The sequence below is a fragment of the Paenibacillus sp. 598K genome (assembly GCF_003851045.1).
Taxonomy (GTDB): domain Bacteria; phylum Bacillota; class Bacilli; order Paenibacillales; family Paenibacillaceae; genus Paenibacillus_D.
Genome location: NZ_BFBX01000070.1, coordinates 21,327 through 46,878 on the forward strand (window position 1 = coordinate 21,327; position 25,552 = coordinate 46,878).

A 25,552-nucleotide genomic window follows, 5' to 3' on the forward strand; every position below is an offset into this window, starting at 1 on the left:
AAACGGCAAAAAAGTCTCTATACATTACTTTCAAAGTCAATCAGGTCAAGTGTTTAATGTTAAGGTGAAAAATGATTGGGGCAACTCATCAAGTCAAATGCCATAATAAAGGGTGATATGTTGAATTTACAAATTGAATTGAAGCATTCAGACGAAATTCAAAGGTTTTTATGTATATTAAATCTTGGCATGCTTGATTCCTTGCTTGAAGGGGCATTAACATTTGAAGATGCATATGCGTATCTTTACCGTCCTTCTGTAGCACAATTTCTGAAAAAAAATAATGTAAATAAGAAAACGATCGAATTGTTTGAAGAGTGCTGTATGTTGGAGGATATTCGTGATATAGCTCCCGATAAGCTGCAAAATGCACTTAAACTAAAAAAGAAAGAGACATTAGATTTACTTAAATCCTTGCCTAGTACAGAAAAGTCGATGTATTGGCTCAACAAATTTGACGAATGATTCAAAGACCTTGGGGCGGCCCTCCTCAAGGTCTTTCTTTTACACCAGAAGCAAGAAAACATGAGATAACATGACTTTTAAAGTGGGAGGAATATGTTTGGCTCAACTTCTAAATACAACAGGAGACACACATTTAAAGTTGTCTTTTCATCAAAGGTCTTCAGTAATAATGCAATATGAGGACGATATCAATAACTGGGTTCCTATTGATTTTGAAGTATGTGTATTCAATGAAACATATAATATGCATCCTAAGGTAAACCCGAAATTAAATTTGTTTGAAGTGAATTTAATGTTTTCGAAGTTAAGGGCTTTGATTAAAGAAAAAAAAGAAAAGAACACGTTTGAAAAAAAAGAAATATCAACGTTTGAGTTTTTTTATGAGTTGGAATTCTGTGAATTAGTTGAGGAGAATGAAATACAATGTACGGTATGGATGTTTGAGGCTTCACGGACATTGGGGAAGATTCATCATGTCGATAGGGGGTTCAGATTCAGTACAACACTGGATTCTCTTATTATCTTTACTGACAGTCTTGAACAAGAATTAAAACAGATACTCCAACATACGTAGCAGATATTTTGGCCTTGAGGATGGAATTCTCAAGGTCATTTGTTGGTTTGAGAGGATTTCGAAAATAGAAATATTCGGTAATGAACAAATGATTTGTGAAGGAATTTCAACACTAACGACTCAGGCGGTGAATAATTTGCTCCATCAAGAAGAACGGGCTGAACGGGTGCCTCATATATGGGTGAGCGAATTAATCGCAGTATCGCCGTCTACTACCGATGCAAGTTAAATTGAATATCACCCGAGATCTATTTTTGAGAATTCATAGTATGGACGCCAGAGTCCATTTTCCTGCGTCCCATATGTTTTCTGGAAGGGTTCAATTCGAGCTTTGGAATGTGGTGATTAATAATTCGTTTCGTTTGGAGGAGAATGACTTCCCCATTCTATAAAAGACCGGACGGAGATCGCAGATTCTGCCGTACGGCCTTTTGCATGCCCAGAAGCCTCGCCAAGCGGGCACAAACCCCGTTTTTTTGCCCTTTATCCGAATCTACAACACCAAATCGGAAGGGTCTCCCGTTTACGGGGAGGCACGAGGCAGGATAACCTTTAGTTTGCAAGCGTTTACTTGAAGGCGATAACCCATTCCGAGGAGTGTGAACAGGATGAAGCAAGCGTGGAGAGTCATCATGAGAAGGAGCCTGGTTGCTGTGTTATGTCTGGTCGTATGGATCGCGCCTGGGTGGCCGATGTGGGGGATGGTCGAGAAGGTCGCGGCCGTAAATGCGCAAGGGCATCTGACGGATGAAGAGCTGTTCGGGATATGGAATGCAGCGGGCCAAGCCTGGGCCAGCGCGGGCAAGCTCAACTATGCGTACGACGGGGGGCTTGGTCCGGTAGAAGCCGCCGTCAAGCAGGGGGATTATGCCCTGGCCAAGACGGAGCTGTTGGCCTATTATCAGGCGCGCAGCGGCTTTACGGCGTTCCCGCTGCTGTCGAATCGGCCGTTTTATGCGGACCTGATCGCGGATTATTTTTTTTGGCGGGCTGGAGGGACGGCGTTGCCCCAAGCCGTGTTCACGGTGGGCAGCGCGGAGGCGACGGTAGCGGTCGATGTGGGCGAGCATGTGAGGAGCGTGAGCGGCGCGGGCGGTCGCGAGGTCAGCTATATGCTGATGGGGCGTGATAAGGACGACCAGGCTGTGGCGCAGTTTCATAGCAGGGAGCATGCGACAGACGGGCCGCAGCTGGAGCTGATGGTGGACGGTCAGTTGATCGCGATCCCGGCCTCGCAGGACACCTATGTGCATGCCGGGCAGATGGATCAGTCCTTTGGCTCCGAGTCCTATCTGTATGTCCAGGACAGCGGGATCGCCGCCGATGCGGCTTACGACGGCCAGTCGCGCCGAGCCTATCTGACCTTCGAGCTGCCGGCTTCGCTTGGCGCTCCCATCGACGAGGCGCAGCTTAAGCTGTATGGGAGCGCCACCGGCAGCGCGAGTATGGATATTCTGGTCGTGAGCAACACGCGCGGGTATGCGGAGCCTACGCTCACCTGGTCGAATATGAGTGCCGACATTTATTCCTACAACGGACTCCCGGGGGGCAACGATTGGCAATATCCGGCGGGCGCGCAGGCCGAATACCACATGATTAATTCCCGGTTTCAGTTTTTTGGCGACCTGGTGGGGACGTATACGGCGACGGGCAACGAGGCGTATGCCGAGGCGGCGATCGCGATTATGCTCGATTTTATGAGCATGCCCGACGCCTACCTGTTCAGCAGCACGCCCGGCAACAGCCGCAGCCTAGACGTATCGTTCCGTTCTATGGTCGTGCCGCGCATGATGCAGCAGCTCTACCTGTCGCCGCATTTTACGGCGGATGCGCTCACTACGCTCCTCAAGAACATCTGGCAGACGCAAGACTGGCTTGCATTTGATCCGGTTGCGCAGGGCGGCGGCAACTGGGGCATCCTGGAGGCTCGCTCGATCTATGCGGCAGCCTTGTATTTCCCCGAGTTTGCGGACTCGCCAGACTGGATTGCCACGCAGAAGCAGCGGATCGATGACAAGATGTCTGCGCTCGTGTTCCCGGATGGCGGCTATCACGAAGCGTCCTACAATTATTCGCTTGTCTCCATGCAGTCGTTTTATGATTTCGTCCGGCTTGGCGACCTGTACGGGGATGAGATGACGCAGTCCTTCAAGGATACGATTGCCAACATGGCGCGATTCATGATGGCGTTCACGCTGCCCAATGGCTACAGTCCGGTCTATGGCGATGGCGGGTACAACGACGACCATCTGTCCTGGTATAGCCAGATCGCGGACCGGTTCGGCGATCAGGAGCTCAAGTATGTCGCCACCCGGGGCGCGGAGGGGAGCAAGCCCGCGTACACGTCCACCTATGCGCCAGACACCAAGCATGTCGTTATGCGCTCCGGCTGGGAGGAGGAGGACCGCTATCTGCACTACAACCTCAGCACGGGCAGCCACGGCCATATGGATCAGAATGCGCTGATCGCTTATGCTTACGGCAAGGTGCTGCTGACGGATACAGGAGTCAATGACTATCTCCCGCACAATCCGATCTCGCGCTGGCAGTTCGACAATCCGGCCTCGCACAATACGATTCAGATCGATGACCGTCTGCAGCACAAGTATCATAACCTGTCCGGGACGGACGAGGATACGGTGGATTACTTTCAGACGAACGACAAATTCGACTTTACGGAAGGGACGACGTATGCGACGGCGGGGTTCGAGCATACGCGGTCGGTCCTGTTCGTGCGGCCGAACTATTGGATCGTGTCGGATGCGGTGAGCAGCGATACGGTCGACGGCGTGCATGACTATCATCAGAACTGGCACACCTTGCCCGGAGCTAATCCGACGCTGGACCCGTCTAGCGGACGGATGACGACGCAATTCGCGGGGGAGGCGAATATTCAGGTGGTGCCGCTGGACGCCGGCGCCCTCAGCTCCGCGCAGCTCAAGGACGGCTACTATGATCAGACGTCGAGCCCGAATATGCAATATGCAAGCTATCGCAAAACCTCGGCGGGACCGGTGACCTTCGATACGGTGCTGTATCCGACCAAGCCCGGGGAGACGCGCAGCATCTCGACAGCCGTTGTGCCGGTTACGCCAGCCGCGCCGCAATCGACGGCGATGCGCATCGATCTCGATGACGGGGGGAGGACTGCGCTCTACTACCTTTCCCGCAGCAAGCCGGAGCCGGGCCTGGCTAGCTTCGACGGGTTCCAATTCGACGGCAAGCTGGCTTATATCGAGCAGGATGCCGGGCAAGCGGTCGATTCCTTGTCCATGTATCGGGGCAGCCTGGTCCGGCAAGATCAAGTGCAATTGGTGAGCTCGCCCGCTCCCATCGAGGATCTGGCGATTGCCTGGCAAGGACAGACGCTGGAGATGGACGGCAGTCAGCTAGTCCAGGATACGGACAGCGCGACGGCGATCGCCATCTATGCGCCCGATGCCACAGCGGTTACTGTCAATGGCCAGGCGGTCCCCTTCGCGAGGGACGGCGACTACATCTATGCCGTGCGTTCGGCTGCCGTCGTGTACGACTTCCAGCGCGACTTTGGCTCGCAGACGGGCGAGAGCGGCTGGCGGTTCGAGACGGAGGGCGGGTCGGGGCAGCCCTATACGTATCTGCCGGCAGGCGAGGGCGGCTGGGGCTTCGGCACCGATGACTTCAACTCCCCGGCGATGCGCGGCCATTGGCAGGTCATACACGAGGACCGCCCCTACTGGACGGTGACGGAGGCGCCCGGCAAGCTGCGGATCAAGACGCAGCCTGGCGATATATGGGCGGGCAGCGTCGGACAGCGCAATCTGATCGTCCAGACGCCGTTTCACCCGGATTACAGGGCCGAGACGAAGCTGAGCTTCAACCCGTCGCATAATTATCAGGCGGCAGGTCTGCTGCTCTATGGAGACGATGACTATTATATCAAGCTCGAACGCGCCTACCATTCTGGACTGGGCGGCCATGTGGTGCGGCTGACAAGGGAGTTCCAGACGGACGCCAATACGTTCTACCGGTCGAATGAGCCTTACGTGCCGGACCCATTTGTTGGACAGGACATCTATCTGCGCGTCACGAAGACCGGGCTTGTGCTCCGGGCGGAATATAGCGGCGATGGCGTGAGCTGGCTGCAGCTAGGCCCGCTGCTCCATATTCCTTCGGATCGATTATTGCTCGGACTGCACGCGATGAACACCCAGGCAGCCAGCCAGCCGCTCAATGCCGATTTCGATGATTTCAAGGTGACCCAGCTGCTCCCGAATCGATGGGTGCAAAATGCCTCGGCCAGCTCGGCGATGATCACGCGGCAATATATCATCCCGGGCACTGGCTCCGATGCCGTGGTCAAATGGGAGGCGCCGTCTGCCGGACAGGTGCATATGACTGCGCAGGTAGCGAGCCAAAACGAGTTCCGGGGAGGCGACGACTTCCAGGTGCGCATCCTGAATAACGATAGCCCGGTGTGGCCAACTGCGGGCTGGCATGTCGTGAACAAGGCGGATACAGCCGGAATTGCCATCGATCAGACGATCCAGGTGGAGAAGGGGGATGTGCTGTCGTTTGTGACGAACCGGATCGCGAATGCGCAAAATGATGTGGCGAAATGGGATATCCGCCTGACGCTCTCTCCGGAATAGCAGGCGCAGCAAGGAGAGTAAGGCTCGGAGGCGGGCGCGGCTTGAAGGATCGGAATTTGCAACACAAAATCTGAATGTCGCCTCATTTCGCAGATAAAACGCTTCCACTACAATAGACTTAAGCGCTACGGTATACCGAGCCAGTCGGATAGTGGAAAGGGAGAAAACCATGAGGCAGACCATGACGCTTAAGCGGGCCAGAACAAGGGAGCTGGCTTCCATCTACTTGATGGTGTCGGTTCCCTACTTGTTATTCGTAATCTTCGTCTTATTTCCCTTGCTATGGATTTTGCGCTACTCCTTTTATGATTATGACGGGGTACGGGCGAGCTTCGTCGGACTGCGCAATTTTCAGAGCTTGATGCAGGACAACGTCTGGTGGCAGGCGGTTGGCAATACGCTGATCCTGACGTTCGGCGGTTTGGCCTTGGGGACGCCGCTGGCCTTGCTGTTCGCAGTCATTCTGAACGGGCAGCTGAAGGGGCGGGTGTTTTTTCGGACGGCGCTCTACTTCCCCATTCTGATCAGTACGGCAGTGGTCGGCGTGGTCTTCCGGATTATGCTTGCCCCGGATACCGGCATCATTAACGGCCTGCTCGTCGGTCTGGGCATCGTCGACAAGCCGATCTATATCCTCGCCTCGGCCGGCACGGCGCTGCTGACGTTGATCCTGATCGAGGTATGGCAAGGGCTCGGCTACAATATGACGCTCATCCTGGCCGGCCTCCAACGCATCCCCCAGGAGCTGTACGAAGCGGCCAAGATCGATGGCGCGAATGAGTGGCAGCGGCTCGTCTTTATTACGATTCCGCAGCTCGGCAAGATGCTGCAGATCATTATCATGCTTGGCATTCTGAACGGGTTGAAAATTTTCGACCTGGTCAATGTTCTGACGAGGGGCCAGCCCAATCACGGCTCGGAGACGATGGTCACCTACATCTTTAATTATTTCTTCGAGCAGGAGGGCTATCGCGCACAGCAAGGGTATGCGGCCTCGGCCAGCATCGTGGCGTGCCTCATCATCAGCCTGGTGGCAGCCATCTACTTCATCCTGTCGAAGAAGCTTGGCGACCATGAGTAAAGGAGAGGACAAGATGGCTTATTCCTGGCGACTATCCCGCCTGTCGACCCGTCTGCTGCTGTATGGGTTCATGATCGCGACAACCTTGGTCGTCCTGTTCCCGGTCCTGTACGTGTTCCTGGCCTCCTTTAAGACGACGCAGGAGCTGCTGACGGGGGGCATGCGGATTTTCCCGCAGTCGATGACGCTGGACAATTATATTCATGCCTGGCAAGCGGGCAACTTCTCAAGGTATACGGTGAACAGCCTGGTGTATGCGGGCATCGTTACGGCGGTGACGGTTTTATTCTCGACGATGCTGGGGTATTGCTTTCAGCGCAAGTCGTTTCCCGGGCGAACGTTGATGCTGGGCAGCTTTTACTTCTCGATGTTTGTCGCCGGGGCGGTCACGATCTATCCGGTCTTCCTCATCGTCGTCAAGGCGGGGCTGCATCGCACGCTGCTGGGGCTCATACTCGCGACCTTGGGCGGATCGGTCATCTTCACTACGCTGCTCGTCATGGGCTATCTCAAAGGCATCCCGAAGGAGCTCGACGAGTCGGCGGTGATGGACGGCTGCGGCGTGTTCGGCATCTATGCCAAAATTATTTTCCCTGTCATTAAGCCGATTGTCGGCGTAGTCGCGCTCATCACGTTCCAGGGTACCTGGAACAGCTATATGCTGCCGCTGGCCCTGACACTGACGATTCCGGACAACCGGCCGCTGTCGGTCGGCGTCACTTCGCTGGCTTATGTATCGGGCGCTCAGGGAGGGGTGCAGTGGGATCTGCTGATCGCGGGCTCCTGTATGTCGATCATCCCGATGGCGATCATCTATCTCTGGGCGAACCGCTTCTTCATCAACGGCATGACAGCAGGCGCGATCAAGGGTTGACAGAGCGCCGGGCGGCAAGCGACATCTGCCGACGGATCTCATATATAGACCATCATCAAAGGGAGGCTATTCACACCATGCAATCTATGACAAAACAAAAGAACCGCTTCGCGTTGCCGCTGACGTTCGTCGCACTCTGTCTGGCTATCGCCGGCTGCTCGGGAGGATCATCGCCGTCCGGGGGCGATGAAGGCTCCGGCAGCAAGGAGCTGGCGCCCCCGGCCAAGCAGCAAGACAAGACGGTCGTCAAGTTCTGGTCGCATCAGAGCAACCTGAAGGACAAAATGACGGAGCTGATCAACGCCTACAACGCTACGAATGAAGATCACATCGAGATTCAATTGAACGTGGTGGCCGATAAGTATAATGATGTGTTGAGCTTGGCCTTCACCAGCGGGGAAGGGCCGGACATCTTCACCATTACCGGGCCGTCGGGTACGCGCAAATGGGCGGACAACAAATGGGCGCAGCCGCTCGACGAGTATGTCACGGATGAATTCCGCAGCCGCTTCCGCGATGGCGTATGGGTAGAGGGCAACAACCTGATCAACGGCCAGGTGTATACGTTGCCGGATACGGCATCGACGTACAGGCTGATGTACAACAAGCAATTGTTCGAGCAGGCCGGGCTGGATCCGGAGGCGCCTCCTGCGACCTTCGCCGAGCTTCGCGACGATGCGAGGGCGATCGCGGAGGCGACGGATGCCGCCGGCTATGGCTTGCCCTTGGGAGACGGGTATAACCTCGACGTATCGATCTTCAACGGCATCGGCCATGCCGCCATCGGACTTGCCCGCGGCTTCGATCATGGCAAGGGCGAGTTCGACTTTGCCCCTTACAAGCCGGTGCTGGAGCTGTTCGCCGGCATGGAGCAGGATGGCAGTCTGCTGGAGGGCGCGCTGCTCATTAACGGCGACCAGGGGCGCGCCAAGTTCGCGGAGGGGGCGATCGGCATGATCGGCGCGGCCTCCTGGGACCCGGGCATCTATGCTGCGATGGATATCGGCTTCGAGATCGGCGTCGCCGACTTCCCAACCATCGACGGCAAGGCCAAGGGCAAGCCGATCATCCAGACGGGCTCGGGCTACATGATGTCGGCTTCCTCCAAGGATAAGGATAAGGTATGGAAGGCGATGGAGTTCATCCATTCCACCGCATTCGCCGGAGAGCTGCGCAAGGTGGACGGCTCGATATCGCTCCTGAGCGAGGTAGCGGACAATCCGTCGTATCAGGCGGAGATCCCATATCTGGAGCCCTTCCAGATCAAGCCGACCGATGCGGTATGGCCGCCGTTCCCGCCGGGCTTGCGTCTCCAGGGCGACAACATGCAGAGCGTGGCGATCGGGGTGATCACCGGCGCTCGTGCGGTGGATGAGGCGCTGGCAGATTTGACGGCGCGTTATAATGCGGCCTTCGAGCTGGGAGCGGCAGAGGGCGATTTTGACCGGGCGAAGTTTACGATCGCTGGATTCGACCCGCTCCAGCTGCAATAAGGCAAGGTAGGATGAGGTCTTCCGGCTTGGCGCGGAAGGCCTCGCCGCCGTATCGACCGTCGACGAGCTGCTAACCTGGGCGCTTGGGGCGGGTAGACCGCCGATGCGCCGCTTGCTTGCAGCAGACAAGCATTGTCAAGGCGCGGCAAAATCGCTACAATGTGGACAACGAATGAACGGCAGAGGTGGCCTATGTCTCTTTTCAAACGATTGCTGTTCTCCTTCCTGCTCGCCATTCTGGTGCCTGCGCTGCTGGTGGGGGTATTCTCGTTCCATCGGGTGAGCCAGGCGATCGAGGACGAGGTTAGCCACTCGGTCAGGCAGACCGTCCAGCTCGTGAACCAGAACATCGGCACCCATATCAGCCAAGCGGTCGAGCTCTCGACGGTGGTCTATATTAATCCGGCCGTCCAGCGCATGATGGGCAGACAGACGGCGGCCACATGGGAGCAGCTCCAGGACGATGTCCAGGAGCTGCGGGAGGATCTTGCCAATGTGACGCGTTATCAGGAGATGTATACGGTCCGCCTGTTTTACCCGGATCGCGGGCAGTTCCCGAGCGGCTTTGAGATGGCCGAGCTGCGTCCGCTGGACCTGCTGGAGGATACCGCAGCGTACCGGGCGCTCTTGCGCAGCCCTGGCGGCATGCTGTGGACGTCGGAGCCGCTGCTGCCCCAGCTCATGCGAGACGAGCCGTATGTTACCCTGCTGCGCCTGGTTCGCGACAAGGAGAATTTGACGGAGCTTGGCGTCATGACGGTCAGTATGCCGGAGCGTAAGCTGTGGGGCATTGTTGATGACGTGAAGTTTGGGCAGGCGGGATTTGTATTCCTGATGGACAATGACGGCAAGGTGGTGTCCCATCACGACAAGTCGCTGTTAGGCGAGGACCTGTCGGGCAAGCCTTACGCCAGCGCGATCCTGGGCCAGACGGCAGGCGACTTTATGGCCAAGGTGGATGGCGAGGAGTATCTGTTCGTCTATCAGACGATCGAGGGCACGCCATGGAAGCTGGTCGGATTTCACAATGCGCGTGAGCTCCGCAATACGGTAACCGTCGTTCGTAACGCCACGATTATTATTGCGCTGCTGTGCTTTGGCATTGCGATCGTGTATTCGATCTATACATCGGGCTGGTTTGCCCGGCGCATCGGACACCTGATCCAGGCGATGCGCAAGCTGGAGCGGGGGCAGTTAGGCACGCAGGTCGTGCTCGAGGGGCGCAACCGCGATGAGATCAGCCAGCTGTACACTCATTTTAACCGGATGTCCGATGAGCTGCAGCAGCAGCTGGAGACGATTCACGCCACGAGCAAGAAGATGAGAGAAGCCGAGCTGAAAGCGCTTCAGCATCAGATCAATCCGCATTTCCTGTACAATACGCTCGATTCGATCAACTGGATGGCGGCCACGCGCTACAAGGCGATGGACATCAGCAGGATGGTCACCTCGCTGGCCACCCTGTTCCGGCTGAGCCTGAACAAGAGTCATGAGATGACGACCGTGAGCCATGAGCTGCAGCATGTAGACTGTTATGTTGCGATCCAGAAAATACGCTTCGGCAATGAATTCGAGCTGAAGGTGCAGCTGGCGCCCGGGACCGAGCGACTGGGCATGCTCAAGCTGCTGCTGCAGCCGCTCGTAGAGAATGCGATCCTGCATGGCTTTCGCGAGCTGGATGATCCCGGTCTGATCACCATCGATGTCTCGGTCGATGGGGACTACCTGCTGCTGGATGTGGAGGATAACGGGGTTGGCTGCGATGGCGAGGCGATGAATGAACGACTTCGGCAGGCGACGGGGGCAGAAGGGCAAGGGTATGGACTGCATAACGTCAATGAACGGATCAAGCTCTACTATGGCGAGGCTTGCGGCTTGACGTTTACGGTGCCGCGCCATGGCGCGCGGGGCACAAGAATACAGGTGAGGCTGCTGGCAGGCATGCCGGAGGAGGTGAACGATGCGAGTTAAAATGTTGATTGCCGACGACGAGCAGATCATCAGGGAGGGCATCCTGCATATCGTCGATTGGAGCGCGTATAACATCGAGATTGTCGGGGCGGCGCGCGACGGTCAGCAGGCGCGGATGATGTACGATGCGCATCGCCCGGAGATCGTCATGACCGATATTCGCATGCCCAAGCTGGATGGCCTGGAGCTGATGCAGCATATACGCTGCCTCGATGAGGAGGCCAAGGTCATCGTCCTGAGCGGCTATGACGAGTTCGCCTATGCGCAGCAGGCGGTGCGCTACGGGGCAGCCGACTACTTGCTGAAGCCGGCGATGCCGGATGTGCTGGTGGCCAAGGTGCTGGAGATCAGGGACCAGGTGAGCAAGCTGCAGCAGGAGCGGGAGGAGCAACGGCGCTTGCACAATCGTCTGAACGAGGGCTTGCCGCTGCTGCGCGAGCGTTTCTTGCGGGAGCTGGCCGCAGGGGGGATCGCGGATCGGTCGCTGATCGAGGAGAAAGCGCGGTATTTGCAGCTGCAGCTATCGCCGACTCTGCCTTGCTGCGCTATCGTGATCGACCTCGATGGGCGGGTGACGCCTGATCCTGCGGCCCATGGAGAGGCCTCTCTGTATGCGGCCAAAGCTGAGCTGGAGGAGCAGTGCGGGCTGATGGGCGAGGTGTTCGTGTTATCCCCCGGCCAGCTCGCCTGGATTGCGCAGTTTGCCGAGTTGCAGGATGGCGTCGATTCGCCGGTCTTGCTGAAGCAGCTATGCAGCGAGCTACAGTCGCGGCTTGCCGCGCGCTTCCAGGCAGACTTCTCCTTTGGCATCGGGACGCGCAGCCCGGATGGGCAGAGCTTGCCCGCGTCGTTCCAGTCCGCGATGGCCGCCGTCAAGCACAAGACGATCGTGGGCCTCGGCGCGATCATCCTCGCCGACGAACTGACACAGCCGCAGGACGGGGCCGCCGCTTGCCCGGAGCCTAGCGAGCCGGAGCTGCTGAAGGCGATGCGGGAGGGAGATCGCGACGGCATCGCAGCCGCCGTCCGGCAGGCGTTGAGCCCGGCGCTGCAGCGCAACGAGGTCGACTACGCCGTCCTGCTGGGCATGAAGCTGATCGACCATGTGTCCCGCGAGTGGGGAGGTCTGGCGTCTGGCCGGAAGGAGGGGCCGCTGACGGAATACGAGCTGTGGCAGCAGTTGAAGCGACAGCAGACGTTGCCGGATATCGCGGCGGAGCTAACCCGGCTATTGCAGGAGATCGCAGCGCATCGCCTGGAGGGGGAGCATGGTGAGGCTGGCCAGCAGCGGTGGGTCGGACAGATTATCGCGCACCTGCAGGAGCATTATCAAGAGCCGTTAAGCTTGAAGCGGCTATCGGAGATGGTGTTTTTGTCGCCCAATTATATATGCAGCTTGTTCAAGGAGGAGACCGGGCAGACGATCAGCGACTACCTGACCCGACTGCGCATCGACCGTGCCAAGCGTCTGCTGTCCGAGCACGGCATCAAGGTGTACGAGGTGGCGAATGCGGTAGGCTATACCGACAGCCGCTACTTCAACAAGGTCTTCAAGAAGTACACCGGGATGAATCTGTCCGAATACCGTTCGTTGCGGAGCGATACGTTTTAAGCTGCAGTTTCGCAAGCGGACTTGAAACATAAGAGTCATGTGGGTATTTTTTTATCCTGCATGGCTCTTTTTGTTGTATAACGACTCGCAGCGCGTTTCAGAACGCATAAAACGCTTTTCGAACAATTGCCTGGTCATGTAAAAGCGGCGGATATAAGATTGTCGCAGCGTTAAAGTTCTTCTTTTAGTTGAAACTATTATTATCTCTGCTACGAATATATAGGCGGACAGGCAAGAAGGAGGCGGTGTGGTTGGACGAACTGCGCCTAATCAAGAGAATTCGGCGAAAAAGCGACCTCACCGCCGCCGATGAACTGGTGCGACATTACTATGATGAAATACACGGCTTTGTGAGGAAACAAATTTCGAATGCAGATGTTGCTCTCGATCTGACTCAGGAGATCTTTATCTCCATGCTCAGGACGATCGGCCATTTCGATGTGAAACGGAGCTCGGGATTTCGGACATGGCTGTACAGGATTGCTTCGAATAAGGTAGTGGACTGGTACCGTTCACGCAGCTACCGCACTATGACTCAGTCGGTACCTTTTGACGATGGGAAGCCAATGGATGAAACAGATTTCACACAGCAATTTGAGGATAGTGATTTTACGGAAAGGATATGTGATTACGTAGGTGGCCTGCCGCCGGACACACAGAGGATTTTCCGGCTGTACATTTTCGCCAGGTATACCTTCTCGGAGATCGCGAATGTTCTAGGACTGCCGGAGGGAAGCGTGAAGTCCAAATATTATCGCCTTATACGCCTGCTTAGAAAGGAGTTTGCGGATGATGAATGAGAAGGAGAAAAATGCAAGCATCGAATATATTCTTTCTCAAGGCTTAGGCAAACAACCAACCGTAAAAGAACGGATGGAGGAAATGCTCAAGACGATGGGCTTCCGTTTCATCTTCTGGGATAAGGCTTATAGCCTGATTTTTGCCGCTGTCACTATTGTGGTCGCATTTGCACTGTTCATGCTTGTGCCCAGGGATTATCGCTACTCCGCTGCAATTGCATTTGCCCCGTTATTGTTCCTGCTGGTCACGTTGTTCGCCGAGACCTCGGAGCGTGCTTGCGGGCTATACGAGCTGAAGCAAACGTGTCATTACACGATTGGGCAGATCATTGCGCTGCGGGTCATTAGCTATTCAGTCGTTGGGGCCTTGTTCACTGCGGTGATTGCGGCCTTCAGCGTTGACAGCACATATGAATTCCTTTCGCTGCTTCCTCTTTGTCTCTCGGCACTATTCATTTGTGGTGTACTGGCACTGTCAGCGATGCGTTTTTTGCAAGGCAAATGGGGAAATGCAACCTTTTCGGCGGTTTGGGTGTTCGTGAATCTCGCCCTTCCATTCTCGTTCGGCGAAAAGTGGGAGAAGATTATGCGCGAAATGCCAATCCTTATTTCGGTGGCCATTGCCATTCTGGGTGCGGCTGCACTGGCATACCAACTGTCAAAAATGTTATCGGAGGAAAAAAAATATGCTCTCGCTTAGTCATGTAACGAAAAAATACGGAGACTTCACCGTGTTGGAGGACATCAATCTGGAATTTTCAGGCGGTGTCTACGCCCTTCTGGCCCCTAACGGCGCCGGCAAGACGACGTTGATCAAAATGCTCACTACCTTGGTATTTCCCACCCAGGGCGCTATCCTGTGGCAAGGCGATGATATTATCGGGCTTAATACGTCGTATCGTGACATGATCGGCTATCTGCCACAGGACTTCGGCTATTACAAGAACCATTCGCCGCGTGACTTCTTGCTATATATGTCGGCGGTAAAAGGGATGGAACGTGGCAAGGCAAAGCGCAGAACGGACGAGCTGCTCGAGCTTGTGGGCTTGGTTGATGTAAGGGACAAGAAAATGCGAAAATTTTCAGGCGGGATGATTCAACGTGTCGGCATTGCTCAAGCCATGCTGAATGACCCCCAAATCCTGATTCTCGACGAGCCTACGGCAGGACTTGATCCCAAAGAACGCGTGCGCTTCCGCAATCTGATCTCGTCTCTATCCAAAGACCGCATCGTGATCCTGTCGACGCATATTGTATCGGACATCGAAACAATCGCCAGCAGAGTCATCATGTTTAAAAATCACAGGCTGTTTGCCAATGATACCCCTTCGTCGATATGCGGGACTCTCGCCGGCAAGGTCTATGAAACCAATAACATAGCCGGTGTAAAAGCACCATATCTTGCACTCACCGAACATCAGGAGGACGGCAAAACCGTTACGCGATTCGCAAGCGAAAGCGACTGCAGCAGTATAGCTCGTCAAGTTTCTCCGAACCTTGAGGATGTGTTTCTGTACATTTACCGGGATGAGGAAGTGTGAGATGTTGATCTTTCTCGGTGAACTCAAAAAAATGTGGAGCTGGCGCATCCTGCTCATTATTGTCGTAACGGGAGTATTGACATGGTTTGCGTTTTTGTTGCCTGAGGTAAGGGACTATAATGATAATTATGGAAATATCTATGGAGATTGGCAAAATCAAATGTTTGACCAGTATGGCATAACCCTTTCCGCAAAAGAACTTGCCGATTTTGATATCCCTGGGAAAAAGGCGAAGCTTGAGGAGGAAATGAACGCTCTTATTGCTACCGAGCCGTTATATGCCAAGTACGGCGTCTATACGTTGGCTGACTATCTTGAATTTGAAACCAAGTACAATACGGATGGTATGAGCGATGAGGAATCCAAAAGGTATCATGACGACCGTGCTGTAATGAGTCGGTTAATCGCGACGTTGCAAAGTCAATGGTGGCACTTGGATAATATTGAAGGTTATTATGTCTTGTTTCTGGAGCGCAATATCGGCATGAACCGCAACGGGTACAGCTCGATTATTACTCGTGCCGAAGATCATTACATCCATACGACGGAAAGAAATTTGACTCGCTACGCGATTCATGACACCTTTAGTTCTTATGCAATGGTAACGGGAGTGTTTGCTGTGATGGCGGTTATTCTCATTACGTCGCCGTTAGTTGTGACTGACCGTCGCCGAAACATTACTTCTCTTCATTACTCATCTCATAAAGGACGCAGCATGCTGAAGCTACAAAGTGCGGCTTGCATCTTTTCCGGATGGCTGCTTGGGCTGATCCTTGTCTCCGTCAGCTTTGGCCTATTCTTTTTGCTCACAGATGCCAGCAAGTACTGGTCTGCCTATATCGGTGCATTCGACCGGGGAATTGTGTTATATGATCTATGGTTTAGTCAGTACGTAAGTGCCCTTGGCGGAATGGCTGTTGCTCTTTGCACAGGAGCTGCAGGGCTTACGTTTGTGTTGTCGCGTTATTCCTTCAACATTGTCACGTTAATGTTAAAGCTGATTCCGGTAGGGCTCGTTATTGTGTGGATCGCTTCCAGGTCTATTCCATCGGCATTGGTAACGACCAATAATATATTTAATGAGTGGTTTCAAGCGAAATACCACGTGCCGGAGGTTATTATGTGTTGCGCGGTTATGCTTTTGGGGATGGCAGCAGCGGTTATGGTCGCCACTCGGGAACGCCGAGCCGAGGTGTGAGGTGAAGAGAGATGTTGTATTGGTATGAACTGAAAAAACTAATCACGGCACCTGTTATTATCGGATTTTGCTTCTTGTGTTTGATCTTCAATGGATTGATCATCTTTACAAGCGACAAGGACGGCTTGGCTGATGTTCAAGTGGATACTACGGGAATGACGGACATTTTTGACGGATTCGATGCGGTCGGGATAATAGCCAAGCGGTACATTGATAGACACGAATTATCTGGTGAGTATGAGCAAAACGTGATTCGGAAATATGAAAAACTACAGCCGGTTATTGACCAAAAAGCAGAGCGAAACGAAAGCCTCTCTACTTATTTCGGGGCAAATACACCGTATTTTCACAATCTGTTGTTTAAGAAACTGTTCCGGGCGATGGTTGCAGAAAGTTGTCTGCTTGCATTGTTTGTCGCGCTAATGAGTACAGGTTATGAGAGCGCTAGACACACGGAGGGCATTATTTATGGTTCAAAGTTAGGTAGAAATATTCTACGCACCAAATTTTTTGCATCCTTAACTGCCGGTGGAGCGTTCTTTGTCGTCATATTCGGCGTTTCGCTCCTATTGTTCGTTTCAAGGTTTGACTTGACAAGTGTTTGGAATGATAATGTATCGAGTATGTTTAATCGAGCAGTTTATGAATATGATAAGCCTTTTATTACTTGGCACAGCTTTAGTGTTTTGGAGCTTGTTTGGGCAAGCCTGGGCATATCGGCGGGAGTTGTTTTGTGCTTCGTTCTATTGGGTTATGCAGTTGGAACGCTTGTACGCAGTGGTTATGGAGCGGTGATTACTGCTGTTGTCGCGATAGGAATGATGGTAGTTACTGAACCGCTGTTTCCATATGGTTCAACCTTGAGGAGTGCGCTTAATCTTACTCCTGTAGTGTTGTGGCTGAATGTAGGCGAGTGGTTCACAGATGGCTACGCAGACATTCTATGGCCGAACTTTGAATGTATCGGTGTCGGAGTGTCCATTGCCTCTTTAACTGCTATGAGTGGATTAACCGTCTCGTATTTCAGGAAGAGAGATTTAATATGAGTGTTCGTTCAATCGATACATCTCCTGCAAAGGGGCGGTCCAACGGTCAGTTTCTCACTGACTTTCTGGACCGCCCTGTTTTGCGTTGGCTTCGTTATAAGTTGAATTCGTTATAATAAGGTTGAAACGTTTTGCGTCGGGCGATGTCTTATCTACGGGAGGTGAGGAAGTGACGGAATTCGGCGACATCTATGCGGAGCATTTTTCCGATGTCTATCGATTTGTCTTGAACCTGTGCAGGAACGAAGCGATGGCGGAGGAGATTACGCAGGAAACCTTCTTTAAGGCTTTGCGAAATATCGATCAGTTCAATGGAAGCTGTAAATTATATGTGTGGCTTTGCCAGATTGCCAAAAATACATACTTCTCGCTTTACAAAAAACAAAAGCGGGTGCTTGACGGTATAGATGCTGAGTTGCCGGACCCGGCCTCCGACTTGGAAAGCAACTTGCTGGATAAAGAAGCTTCAAGAAGGTTGCATGTTCTGCTGCATCATCTCAATGAGCCGTACAAAGAGGTCTTTACGTTGCGGGTATTCGGAGAGCTGCCCTTTGCTCAAATTGGCGAGTTGTTCGGAAAAACCGATAGCTGGGCGAGGCTGATTTTTTACAGGGCAAAAAGACAATTACAGGAGGCCATGAAATGAAAATATCTTGTGAAATCATCAGGGATTTGTTGCCTCTCTATCATGATGGGGTGTGCAGCAACGACAGCAAGGCGCTAGTCGAAGAGCATCTCGCCTATTGCGATAGCTGCAGGGCCGACCTGGAGGCAATGACCCAAAGGCTGCCGCTGAACGATGCAAAGCAAAATATGTATGAGGCCGAGGCGGTTAAAAACCTGTCCATACGATGGAAGAAAGGCATGATGAAATCGTTGGTCAAGGGCAGTTTGCTTACGCTAGCAATCATCGTCCTTGTTGTGTTGATTGGTTACAGCCTTTTGGATTTTAAAGTCGTTCCCAAACCTTGATCGTATTGGTTGCCTCCGGCCAGATCGAGAGGTTGTTGACGGCAAAATACGCAGCTATGATAATAAGTGGTATAAATCATCCTACTTGGATCTATCTAATGAATAATTCAGGCGGTGAATCATTTGCGCTCTAAAGAAGAACTGGTCGAGCTAGTCGATAAGATTATGAACGATGCAGGGACAGAGGAAGAAATCGACGCGATGATCGATGAGCTGCGTCAACATGTGCCTCATCCATCGGTGACCGATCTCATCTTTTGGCCGGAGGAGGAGCTTACGGCAGAGGAGATCGTGGAGCGTGCGCTCGATTATCGGCCGATCATATTGCCGCCGCCTGCTAACGATGCAAGTTAAATGAGATCGGTGGCTACAGGAATAAAAATAGTTCTGATGCATCCAATAATCCTGACAACCTTGTTGTCAGGATTATTGGATTAGGATAGAAATTAGAGATGACCTCGACGGGGTCATTGACAGAGGGGGCGATGGCCACGAGACTGGATCGTTTGCTTGGGATCACGCTAGAACTGATGGCCAAAAAACGGGTGACCGCAACGGCACTGGCCGACAAGTTCGAGGTATCGGTTCGCACCGTCTACCGCGACGTTGAGTTGATTAATCAGGCGGGTATTCCGGTGGCATCGTTCACCGGTGCGGACGGCGGATTCGAGTTGATGAACGGGTTTTTCCTGACTCGGCAATACTTTTCTGTTGATGACTTGTCGGTGATCTACTCGCTATTGAAGGCGATGGAAGAGACGATGGGCGGCGCTGTGACGCCAGCGATGCGGAAGCTGGCGAGCTTGCATCCGGGGCTGGCGGACGAAGGAGGCCAAAAAGCGGTCCTCCTCGGTATAAGTGTGCCAGAGCAAGAGCGGCACATCGTGGAAGAGCTTTTTCGGGCGATCCGGCAATCTCGCGTCGTTCAGATGGCTTACACGAGCGCATCCGGATCGGCGACCGAGCGCAGCCTGGAGCCGCTGAATCTGCTATGGGAGAAAGGCGTCTGGTACTTGGAAGCATACTGCCGGCGGCGCGGGGCGAAGCGGTATTTCCGAGTATCGCGGATCGATCGGTTGCAAGTATTGGACGAAACCTTTGCTCCCCGGCCGATTACGGACGAGTTGGAGCCAGAGGATTTGCAAGGGATATTCGCCCATCTTCGTTTTGACCTGTCGGTGCGCATACGTGTATTGGAGCAGTTTCCGGGCGAATGCACATACCAGGGGAATTGCATTGAGGTTCGGACGGTCTTTTACAAGAAAGAGTACGCGCTGTCAGTCATCGTCAGCTACGGGACGAACGTCGATATTGTGTCGCCGGACGAACTGCAAGACGACGTGATCACCTACATCGAAGCCATTCGCCGACATTATGCCAAAAAACGAGAAGGAGATGCGACATGACGATTTTAGTGACAGGGGCAACAGGAACGGTCGGACAACATGTGACGGAGCTGCTCGTGCAGCGGGGGGCTTTGGTGCGGGCGTTAACGCGAAATCCGGAACGGGCGAGAGCCAAGCTGCCGGAAGGTGTCGAGATCGCGATGGGAGATCTGATGAAGCCGGACACACTGGAGGATGCGTTACAAGGCGTGAAAGCGATGTTCCTGATCGTTTCCAGCGACGAGCCTAACGCCGACCTCAACACGGACCCGCAAGTGCTGGCGCTGGCGGAAGCGGCCGGGGTAAAGCGCGTTGTCGTGTTGGTCGGCTTTGAGGAAGGTCCAGTCGAGGAAGCATTGCGGGCCAGCGCCATGGAGTGGACGCTGGTTAAGCCGGCCGAATTTATGGCCAATGTGCTGACGGATTGGCGGGAGACGATCCGTACAGAAGGCGTCGTGCGTGAATTTTATGGGGATGCACTGAGCGCGCGAGTCCATGAAGGGGATATCGCCGCCATCGCTGTCGAAGCACTGCTGGGCGACAGCCATCACGGCCGAAGCTATCCGCTGACCGGGCCTGAAGCGCTGACGCGCCGGGAAGCGGTGCGCGCCATCGCTGCGGCGATCGGCAAGGACATCCCGTTCGTCGAGTTGACGGAGGAAGAGACGCGGCAGAGATGGCGGGATGAGGGCTATGACGAGGAGAGTGTCGAGTTTTTCGTACAGATCGCCAAAAATCCACCGGAGGAGGGCTACACCGTACTGCCGACGGTTGAGCAGGTGTTAGGGCGGCCAGCCCGCACGTTCGCCGAGTGGGCAATCGAGCATAAGCGGGAGTTTCTGTGAAGAGGAAGGGGGCTGACGATGACCTACGCCATTGAAGCGCAAGGCTTGCGTAAATCGTTTGGAGCGCATGAGGTGGTGCGCGGTGTAGATCTGGCGATTCGTCAAGGGGAGCTGTTCACGCTTCTCGGGCCGAATGGCGCCGGCAAGACGACAACCATCCAGATGTTGACCACGATGCTGCTGCCGGATGGAGGAACGGCGCGCATCTGCGGCTGCGACGTCGTGGCGGAAGCTGTCAACGTGCGAAGGCGCATCAGCGTAACGGGCCAGTATGCGGCGCTGGACGAGTCGCTTACCGGCTGGCAAAACCTGACCTTGTTCGCCGGACTTCATGGCTATACGCGCAAGGAATCCCGCGCGCTTGCGGCGGAGCTGCTCGAATCATTCCGGCTGACGGATGCGGCCGGTCGGTCCGTCGGCTCGTACTCCGGCGGTATGCGTAGACGTCTGGACCTCGCCGCAGGCATCGTCTCACAACCTGAGGTGATGTTCCTCGATGAGCCCACGACCGGGCTTGATCCCCAAAGCCGGCGTGAGCTGTGGGAGTTGGTACGTCGCCTAGTGAAAAATGGGACGACCGTGCTCTTGACGACACAGTATCTGGAAGAAGCCGACAAGTTAGCCGATCGTATCGGGTTCATCGCTCAAGGTAAAATTATCGCCACAGGCACACCGAAGCGCCTCAAAGCGTCGATCGGCAGCAAGACGCTGACGATCAGGCCAGCGGAGGGAGCCGATCCGGGCGACATCTGCAAGCTGCTCGCAAGCGAGCATGGGCTGAAAGCTTATGAGGACGAAGACGGACAGGTTGTGAGGATGGCGGTACGGGACGCCGCGCTTGCGCATGTCGTCATCAGCACGTTGTTTGATCACGCGACGGCGATCGACGATTTCGCATTAAGCGAGCCGACCCTCGACGATGTGTATTTCGCACTGACCGCTGCGCGAGGCAAAGAGGTGGCATCATGATTTCCGCACAGGCTTCTGGAGTGCGCAAGCCGCGGCGAAGTCCGAGCGGTCTGGCAGCTACGATGCTGTTTATGCGTAGAACACTGCAGCATATGAGCAACAATAGCTTCGGCCTAGTTGTTGAGACAGTGTTGTCGCCGATCATCATGCTGCTTATCTTCACTTTCTTATTCGGTGGAGCGATGGCCGGCTCCGTTAACGGCTATATTCAGTATTTGCTGCCGGGCATCCTCGTCCTGACCGTGGTGCCGATGACGGTGTATAGCGGCACGACGCTATGCACAGATATCGGCAGAGGCGTCTACCATCGATTCCGTACGTTGCCGTTCTGGCAACCTGCGGCCCTCTTTGGAGCGATTTTCTCCGATGGATTGAGGTATCTGGCGGGGCTGCTCACCGTTTTGGCAATGGGATTTGCGCTTGGATTTCGGCCGGATGGCGGTGTCGTCGGCGCTGTACTGGCGGCGCTATACGTTTTGTTTTTTGCCTATAGTGTCAGTTGGGTGTTTGCGCTGATCGGCAATCTGGTCAAGCAGCCAGAGACGGTATCGGGCACGAGCATGATGATCGTGTACCCGCTCCTTTTTGCCAGCAACGTGCTCGTCGACACTTCCACGATGCCGCATTGGTTGCAGGTGGCGGTCGATGCCAACCCGATCAGTATCGCTGTTGCGCTGACACGTGCACTGTTTCACGGTACGGCGGGAGCAGTCGACCTTGCGGCGGGCATCGGCATCGGCCTTTTGCTGATTGCGGTGTTCGCCCCGCTGTCTATCTACTTTTACTTGAAAAGACAATTGCATTAGGAGGGATGGGGCAGAGCTCTGGAATAGATTGAAGATAGGTAAAAGCTCAAGGTCAGTCCCATGCTAAGGGAAAAGACGCTCTCAACCCCACGAGAAATGTGGGCTGAGAGCGTCTTTGCGTAGGCATCGCTTGTCTATTCGCCAAATACCTCAAACAGTCGCAGCGTGACAACCGCCAGCTCTTCGCGAGTGATCGAATCCTGCGGGCGGAAAGCGCCGTTGTAGCCTTCCATGATGCCAGCTTCGGCGATTGCCGCAATGGCGTCCTTGGCATAAGCAGCCGTCACATCGCCGAACGATGGCGCTTCAGCCGACGGGCTGAGCTCGAAGGCTCTGGCGAGGATGACTGCCGCGTCCTGGCGCGAGATCGTCGCACTTGGCTTGAAGGTGTTGTCGGCATAACCGCCGATCAGGTTTTCCAGCTTGGCCTTGTTCACGTAGTCGGCATACCAGGCACCTGCTGCCACGTCGGTAAATCCGGCTGCTTCTGCCCCGGACGGATCTTCATAGAGGATCGAGACGAGCAGCTTGGTGAACTCTGCGCGGGTTGTCGTCCCCTTCGGGTCGAACAGAAAGCTGTCGCCGGACGGCTTGCCGGACATGATGTTAAAATAGCCGAGCCACTGGGTCGCTTCTTGCGCCCATGGCGATACCTTATCCTGGTCGGCAAATGCGAATACCTCCCATTCGGCGGAATCATCCACGAAATACTCCCATTGCAACGTGTCGCCGTCCTCGACGAGGTACGAGCCGGCTCCGACCATCGAGGCCTCTCCGTTCACATTGAACATCCACCAGTCGCTGGCCGTGCCCTCCAGACCCATGATGCCCTCGATAAACGGGCCGAACTCAGGGTGCACCGTATATTGCACATTCTCCTCGCCGACAGCTGCGAGCAGCAGATCGAAGGCATTGGCGCCTTCCTCGAACTCGACAGTGGCGACGAAGGGCAGACCCTCATGCTCAAGGTCCGGCGAGACGATCTCGACCTCGGCGGTCCATAGTCCGTCAGCCGTTGCGGCCGGAGTCTCGGTCTGCTCTGCGAATACGACACCTGTACCTCCGAATGTCGCCAGCATCAGCAGCAGCGCCAGACATCCGGACAACCATTTCTTCTTCATGCTTGATCCCTCTCTCCTCTAAAAAAGTATGTAAAAAAAGCCTCCTCCGTGGAAAGGAGCAGGCTCGGGTAGCGAGCATACGAAGAACATGCGCGAGCGAGCCCTGCCTTAACCGCGAAGGAACAGGTAGCTAACGTCACGCGAGACCGACCTGACTTAAGCCTTGGAGCGGCTTATCACAGTGGCGGGACCGTGCCGGATTTTCACCGGACTTCCGTCTCACACGACATGTTCTAGTATAAAGCTAGATTTTGGTTTGGCAACTGTTTTTTTCGAGCGGCGCATGGTGCTGACAGACGACATCGAGGTTGATCCAGTCAGACGAGCGCTGGTAGCGTGGCCTTACCGAGTTGATGTTGGTCAGGAGATGGCTACTGCGCCTCGAACTGGTGTCGGGCGAGCGCGGCTCGCACCTCCTGCGGCGTGTCCAGCGCCAATAGCTCGTCGGCGAGCTGACGACACGCGCCGCTGTCTAGCGAGGCCAGCGCGCGCTTGATGCGTACGATCGCGCCTGCGTCCATGCTCCATTCGTCGAGGCCGAGGCCGAGCAGGAGCGGCGCGGCGAGCGGATCGCCGGCCATGCCGCCGCACATGCCAGCCCATTTGCCCTCATGATGAGCTGCATCGATGACACGCCGAATCAGCTGCAGCACGGCCGGGTGGAAGTAATCGTACAGATAGGCGACATGCTCGTTCATCCGGTCGACGGCGAGCGTGTATTGTACCAGGTCGTTGGTGCCGATGCTGAAAAAATCGACCTCCCGCGCCAACCGGTCGGCCTGCAGCGCCGCCGACGGAATCTCCACCATGATGCCGACCTCGAGCTCGTCAGGCGAGGCGATCGCCACGCCCTCCGCCTCCAGCTCGGCACGAGCTTGCTCGTAGAGCGCCCGCGCCTGCCGCCACTCGGACAGGCCGGAGATCATCGGGAACATAATCTTGAGCTGCCCATACGCACTCGCCCGCAGGATTGCGCGTAGCTGAGTCAGCAGCAGCTCCTTACGATCGAGGCCGATGCGGATGGCGCGGTAGCCGAGGAACGGATTATCCTCTCGAGGCAGCTGCAGGTAGGGCAATGCCTTGTCGCCGCCGATATCGAGCGTGCGGATGATGACGGGCTTGCCTGCCATGCGCTCCGCCACCGCGCGATAGGCGGCAGTCTGCTCCTCCTCGGACGGCAACTGCTTGGCCTCCATGAACAGGAACTCGGTCCGGTACAGACCGATCCCCTCCGCTTGCAACTCGGCGGCGGCTTCGGCCTCCTGGACGGTGCCGATATTGGCGGCCAGCTCAACGGTGACGCCATCCCGGCTGATCGCCGGTTGGCCAAGGTAGGCCTCCAGCTCCCGAGCCTCGTACTCGGCAGCCGTTTGCCGCTGACGATACTCTGCGAGCGTCGCTTCGTCCGGCTGGACGATGATGACGCCCTCATCGCCGTCGACGATGAGTTGGTCGCCATCGGCGATATCGCCGACCGCTTCCCCGGCGCCCACGACCGCAGCGATGCCCAGCGAGCGGGCGAGCAGGGAGGTGTGCGACGTCTTGCCGCCTGCGCGGGTGACGAAGGCGAGGATATAGCGCTTGTCGAGCTGGACGGTGTCGGACGGAGCCAGATCATGCGCGACGAGGATGACCTCCTCCCGGATATCGGATAGCCGCACGCCGCCGCCATCCTCCGAGAGTTGGGAGAGCAGCCGCTGACCGAGGTCGCGGATATCTGCTGCTCGCTCCTGCATGTAGGGGTTATTCAGCGCTTCGAAGCGGCCTGCGGTGTGAGTGACGATCGCTTGCACCGCTTCTCTGGCGCTGACCCCCTCCTCGCGAATCTTCTTCTCCATCGGCGGATAAAAGGCCGGATCGGCGAGGAACTTCGCCTGGCCGCTCAGGATGCCGGCCTGCTCCTCGCCGAGCGTCGCCCGGGTGCGCTCGGCGAGCGCCAGCAGCTCGGCCTCGCTGCGCGACCGGGCTTGCTGGAGCAGCGCCAGCTCGGCCTCGCTATGCGTCTGCTCGTGCTGGAGGGACGTTAGCCCGGTTACGCGCGCTGCATCCGAGGCCGGCCCGGCAGCTGCGTCTACACTGGCTGCATGGTCGGCAGGCGAGGAGATAATGGGTGCGTCGGTCGTCTCGCGGATGGCAGGCACTGTGCTCCCGTCCGCGCCGGTCGTCTC

Annotated in this window: 22 protein-coding genes and 1 riboswitch; of the genes, 20 read left to right on the plus strand and 2 right to left on the minus strand. The window is 55.4% G+C overall.

The annotated features are described in order from the left end of the window. The first annotated feature begins 75 nt into the window (after positions 1–75). From PA598K_RS19840 to PA598K_RS19935, 20 genes are all read left to right on the plus strand, one after another. Positions 76–465 carry a DUF3969 family protein gene (locus PA598K_RS19840; RefSeq protein WP_128658631.1) on the plus strand — a complete coding sequence of 130 codons (390 nt, stop codon included), beginning with the start codon at positions 76–78 and terminating at the stop codon, positions 463–465. 97 nt (positions 466–562) lie between these two features. After that, the gene (locus tag PA598K_RS19845) at positions 563–1,039 is read left to right on the plus strand and encodes a WapI family immunity protein (RefSeq protein ID WP_128658632.1); all 477 of its coding nucleotides are present in this window, start codon (positions 563–565) and stop codon (positions 1,037–1,039) included. A gap of 608 nt (positions 1,040–1,647) precedes the next feature. Then, positions 1,648–5,670: a heparinase II/III family protein gene (locus PA598K_RS19850; RefSeq protein ID WP_128658633.1), complete on the plus strand. Its 4,023-nt coding sequence runs from the start codon at positions 1,648–1,650 to the stop codon at positions 5,668–5,670. 169 nt (positions 5,671–5,839) lie between these two features. Then, on the plus strand, positions 5,840–6,751 hold the full coding sequence (locus PA598K_RS19855) for a carbohydrate ABC transporter permease (RefSeq protein WP_128658634.1): 912 nt from the start codon (positions 5,840–5,842) through the stop codon (positions 6,749–6,751). 13 nt (positions 6,752–6,764) lie between these two features. After that, entirely contained in the window at positions 6,765–7,625 is an 861-nt protein-coding gene (locus tag PA598K_RS19860; RefSeq protein WP_185602116.1) for a carbohydrate ABC transporter permease, read from the plus strand. A gap of 77 nt (positions 7,626–7,702) precedes the next feature. Then, positions 7,703–9,118: an ABC transporter substrate-binding protein gene (locus PA598K_RS19865; RefSeq protein ID WP_128658636.1), complete on the plus strand. Its 1,416-nt coding sequence runs from the start codon at positions 7,703–7,705 to the stop codon at positions 9,116–9,118. A 192-nt stretch (positions 9,119–9,310) separates the two neighbouring features. After that, the gene (locus tag PA598K_RS19870; protein ID WP_185602117.1) at positions 9,311–11,089 is read left to right on the plus strand and encodes a sensor histidine kinase; all 1,779 of its coding nucleotides are present in this window, start codon (positions 9,311–9,313) and stop codon (positions 11,087–11,089) included. Then, on the plus strand, positions 11,079–12,701 hold the full coding sequence (locus tag PA598K_RS19875) for a response regulator (protein ID WP_128658638.1): 1,623 nt from the start codon (positions 11,079–11,081) through the stop codon (positions 12,699–12,701). Before PA598K_RS19870 ends, PA598K_RS19875 begins: the two co-directional genes overlap by 11 nt. Positions 12,702–12,952: 251 nt before the next feature. Next, entirely contained in the window at positions 12,953–13,501 is a 549-nt protein-coding gene (locus PA598K_RS19880) for an RNA polymerase sigma factor (protein WP_128658639.1), read from the plus strand. Then, positions 13,494–14,201 (plus strand): hypothetical protein, encoded by a 708-nt coding sequence (locus tag PA598K_RS19885; protein WP_221414155.1) that lies wholly within the window; start codon positions 13,494–13,496, stop codon positions 14,199–14,201. Before PA598K_RS19880 ends, PA598K_RS19885 begins: the two co-directional genes overlap by 8 nt. 31 nt (positions 14,202–14,232) lie before the next feature. Further along, entirely contained in the window at positions 14,233–15,042 is an 810-nt protein-coding gene (locus PA598K_RS19890; protein ID WP_307719889.1) for an ABC transporter ATP-binding protein, read from the plus strand. Between the two features lies 1 nt (position 15,043). Next, positions 15,044–16,240 carry a hypothetical protein gene (locus PA598K_RS19895; protein WP_128658642.1) on the plus strand — a complete coding sequence of 399 codons (1,197 nt, stop codon included), beginning with the start codon at positions 15,044–15,046 and terminating at the stop codon, positions 16,238–16,240. 11 nt (positions 16,241–16,251) lie between these two features. Then, positions 16,252–17,286 carry a hypothetical protein gene (locus PA598K_RS19900; RefSeq protein ID WP_128658643.1) on the plus strand — a complete coding sequence of 345 codons (1,035 nt, stop codon included), beginning with the start codon at positions 16,252–16,254 and terminating at the stop codon, positions 17,284–17,286. Positions 17,287–17,455: 169 nt separating this feature from the next. Next, on the plus strand, positions 17,456–17,932 hold the full coding sequence (locus PA598K_RS19905; protein ID WP_128658644.1) for an RNA polymerase sigma factor: 477 nt from the start codon (positions 17,456–17,458) through the stop codon (positions 17,930–17,932). Then, a complete protein-coding gene (locus PA598K_RS19910; protein WP_128658645.1) occupies positions 17,929–18,258 on the plus strand; it encodes a zf-HC2 domain-containing protein in 330 nt (109 codons plus the stop codon). Before PA598K_RS19905 ends, PA598K_RS19910 begins: the two co-directional genes overlap by 4 nt. 114 nt (positions 18,259–18,372) lie before the next feature. After that, complete coding sequence (locus PA598K_RS19915; protein ID WP_128658646.1) at positions 18,373–18,612, plus strand: bacteriocin immunity protein; 240 nt, start codon at positions 18,373–18,375, stop codon at positions 18,610–18,612. Between the two features lie 131 nt (positions 18,613–18,743). Further along, positions 18,744–19,664 carry a helix-turn-helix transcriptional regulator gene (locus tag PA598K_RS19920; protein WP_128658647.1) on the plus strand — a complete coding sequence of 307 codons (921 nt, stop codon included), beginning with the start codon at positions 18,744–18,746 and terminating at the stop codon, positions 19,662–19,664. Then, positions 19,661–20,488 carry an NAD(P)H-binding protein gene (locus PA598K_RS19925; protein ID WP_128658648.1) on the plus strand — a complete coding sequence of 276 codons (828 nt, stop codon included), beginning with the start codon at positions 19,661–19,663 and terminating at the stop codon, positions 20,486–20,488. Before PA598K_RS19920 ends, PA598K_RS19925 begins: the two co-directional genes overlap by 4 nt. Positions 20,489–20,506: 18 nt before the next feature. Then, positions 20,507–21,457, plus strand: a complete 951-nt coding sequence (locus tag PA598K_RS19930; protein WP_128658649.1) for an ATP-binding cassette domain-containing protein — start codon at positions 20,507–20,509, stop codon at positions 21,455–21,457. Continuing rightward, positions 21,454–22,263: an ABC transporter permease gene (locus PA598K_RS19935; RefSeq protein ID WP_128658650.1), complete on the plus strand. Its 810-nt coding sequence runs from the start codon at positions 21,454–21,456 to the stop codon at positions 22,261–22,263. The genes PA598K_RS19930 and PA598K_RS19935 overlap by 4 nt, the downstream gene beginning before the upstream one ends. Positions 22,264–22,397: 134 nt before the next feature. Here PA598K_RS19935 and PA598K_RS19940 read toward each other — a convergent pair whose 3' ends face one another. Next, positions 22,398–23,384, minus strand: coding sequence for an S-layer homology domain-containing protein (locus tag PA598K_RS19940; RefSeq protein ID WP_128658651.1), 987 nt, complete (start codon positions 23,382–23,384; stop codon positions 22,398–22,400). 94 nt (positions 23,385–23,478) lie between these two features. Next, positions 23,479–23,627, minus strand: a riboswitch (adenosylcobalamin (AdoCbl) riboswitch). Positions 23,628–23,755: 128 nt separating this feature from the next. After that, entirely contained in the window at positions 23,756–25,492 is a 1,737-nt protein-coding gene (gene ptsP / locus PA598K_RS19945; protein ID WP_128658717.1) for a phosphoenolpyruvate--protein phosphotransferase, read from the minus strand. Between the last annotated feature and the right edge of the window lie 60 nt (positions 25,493–25,552).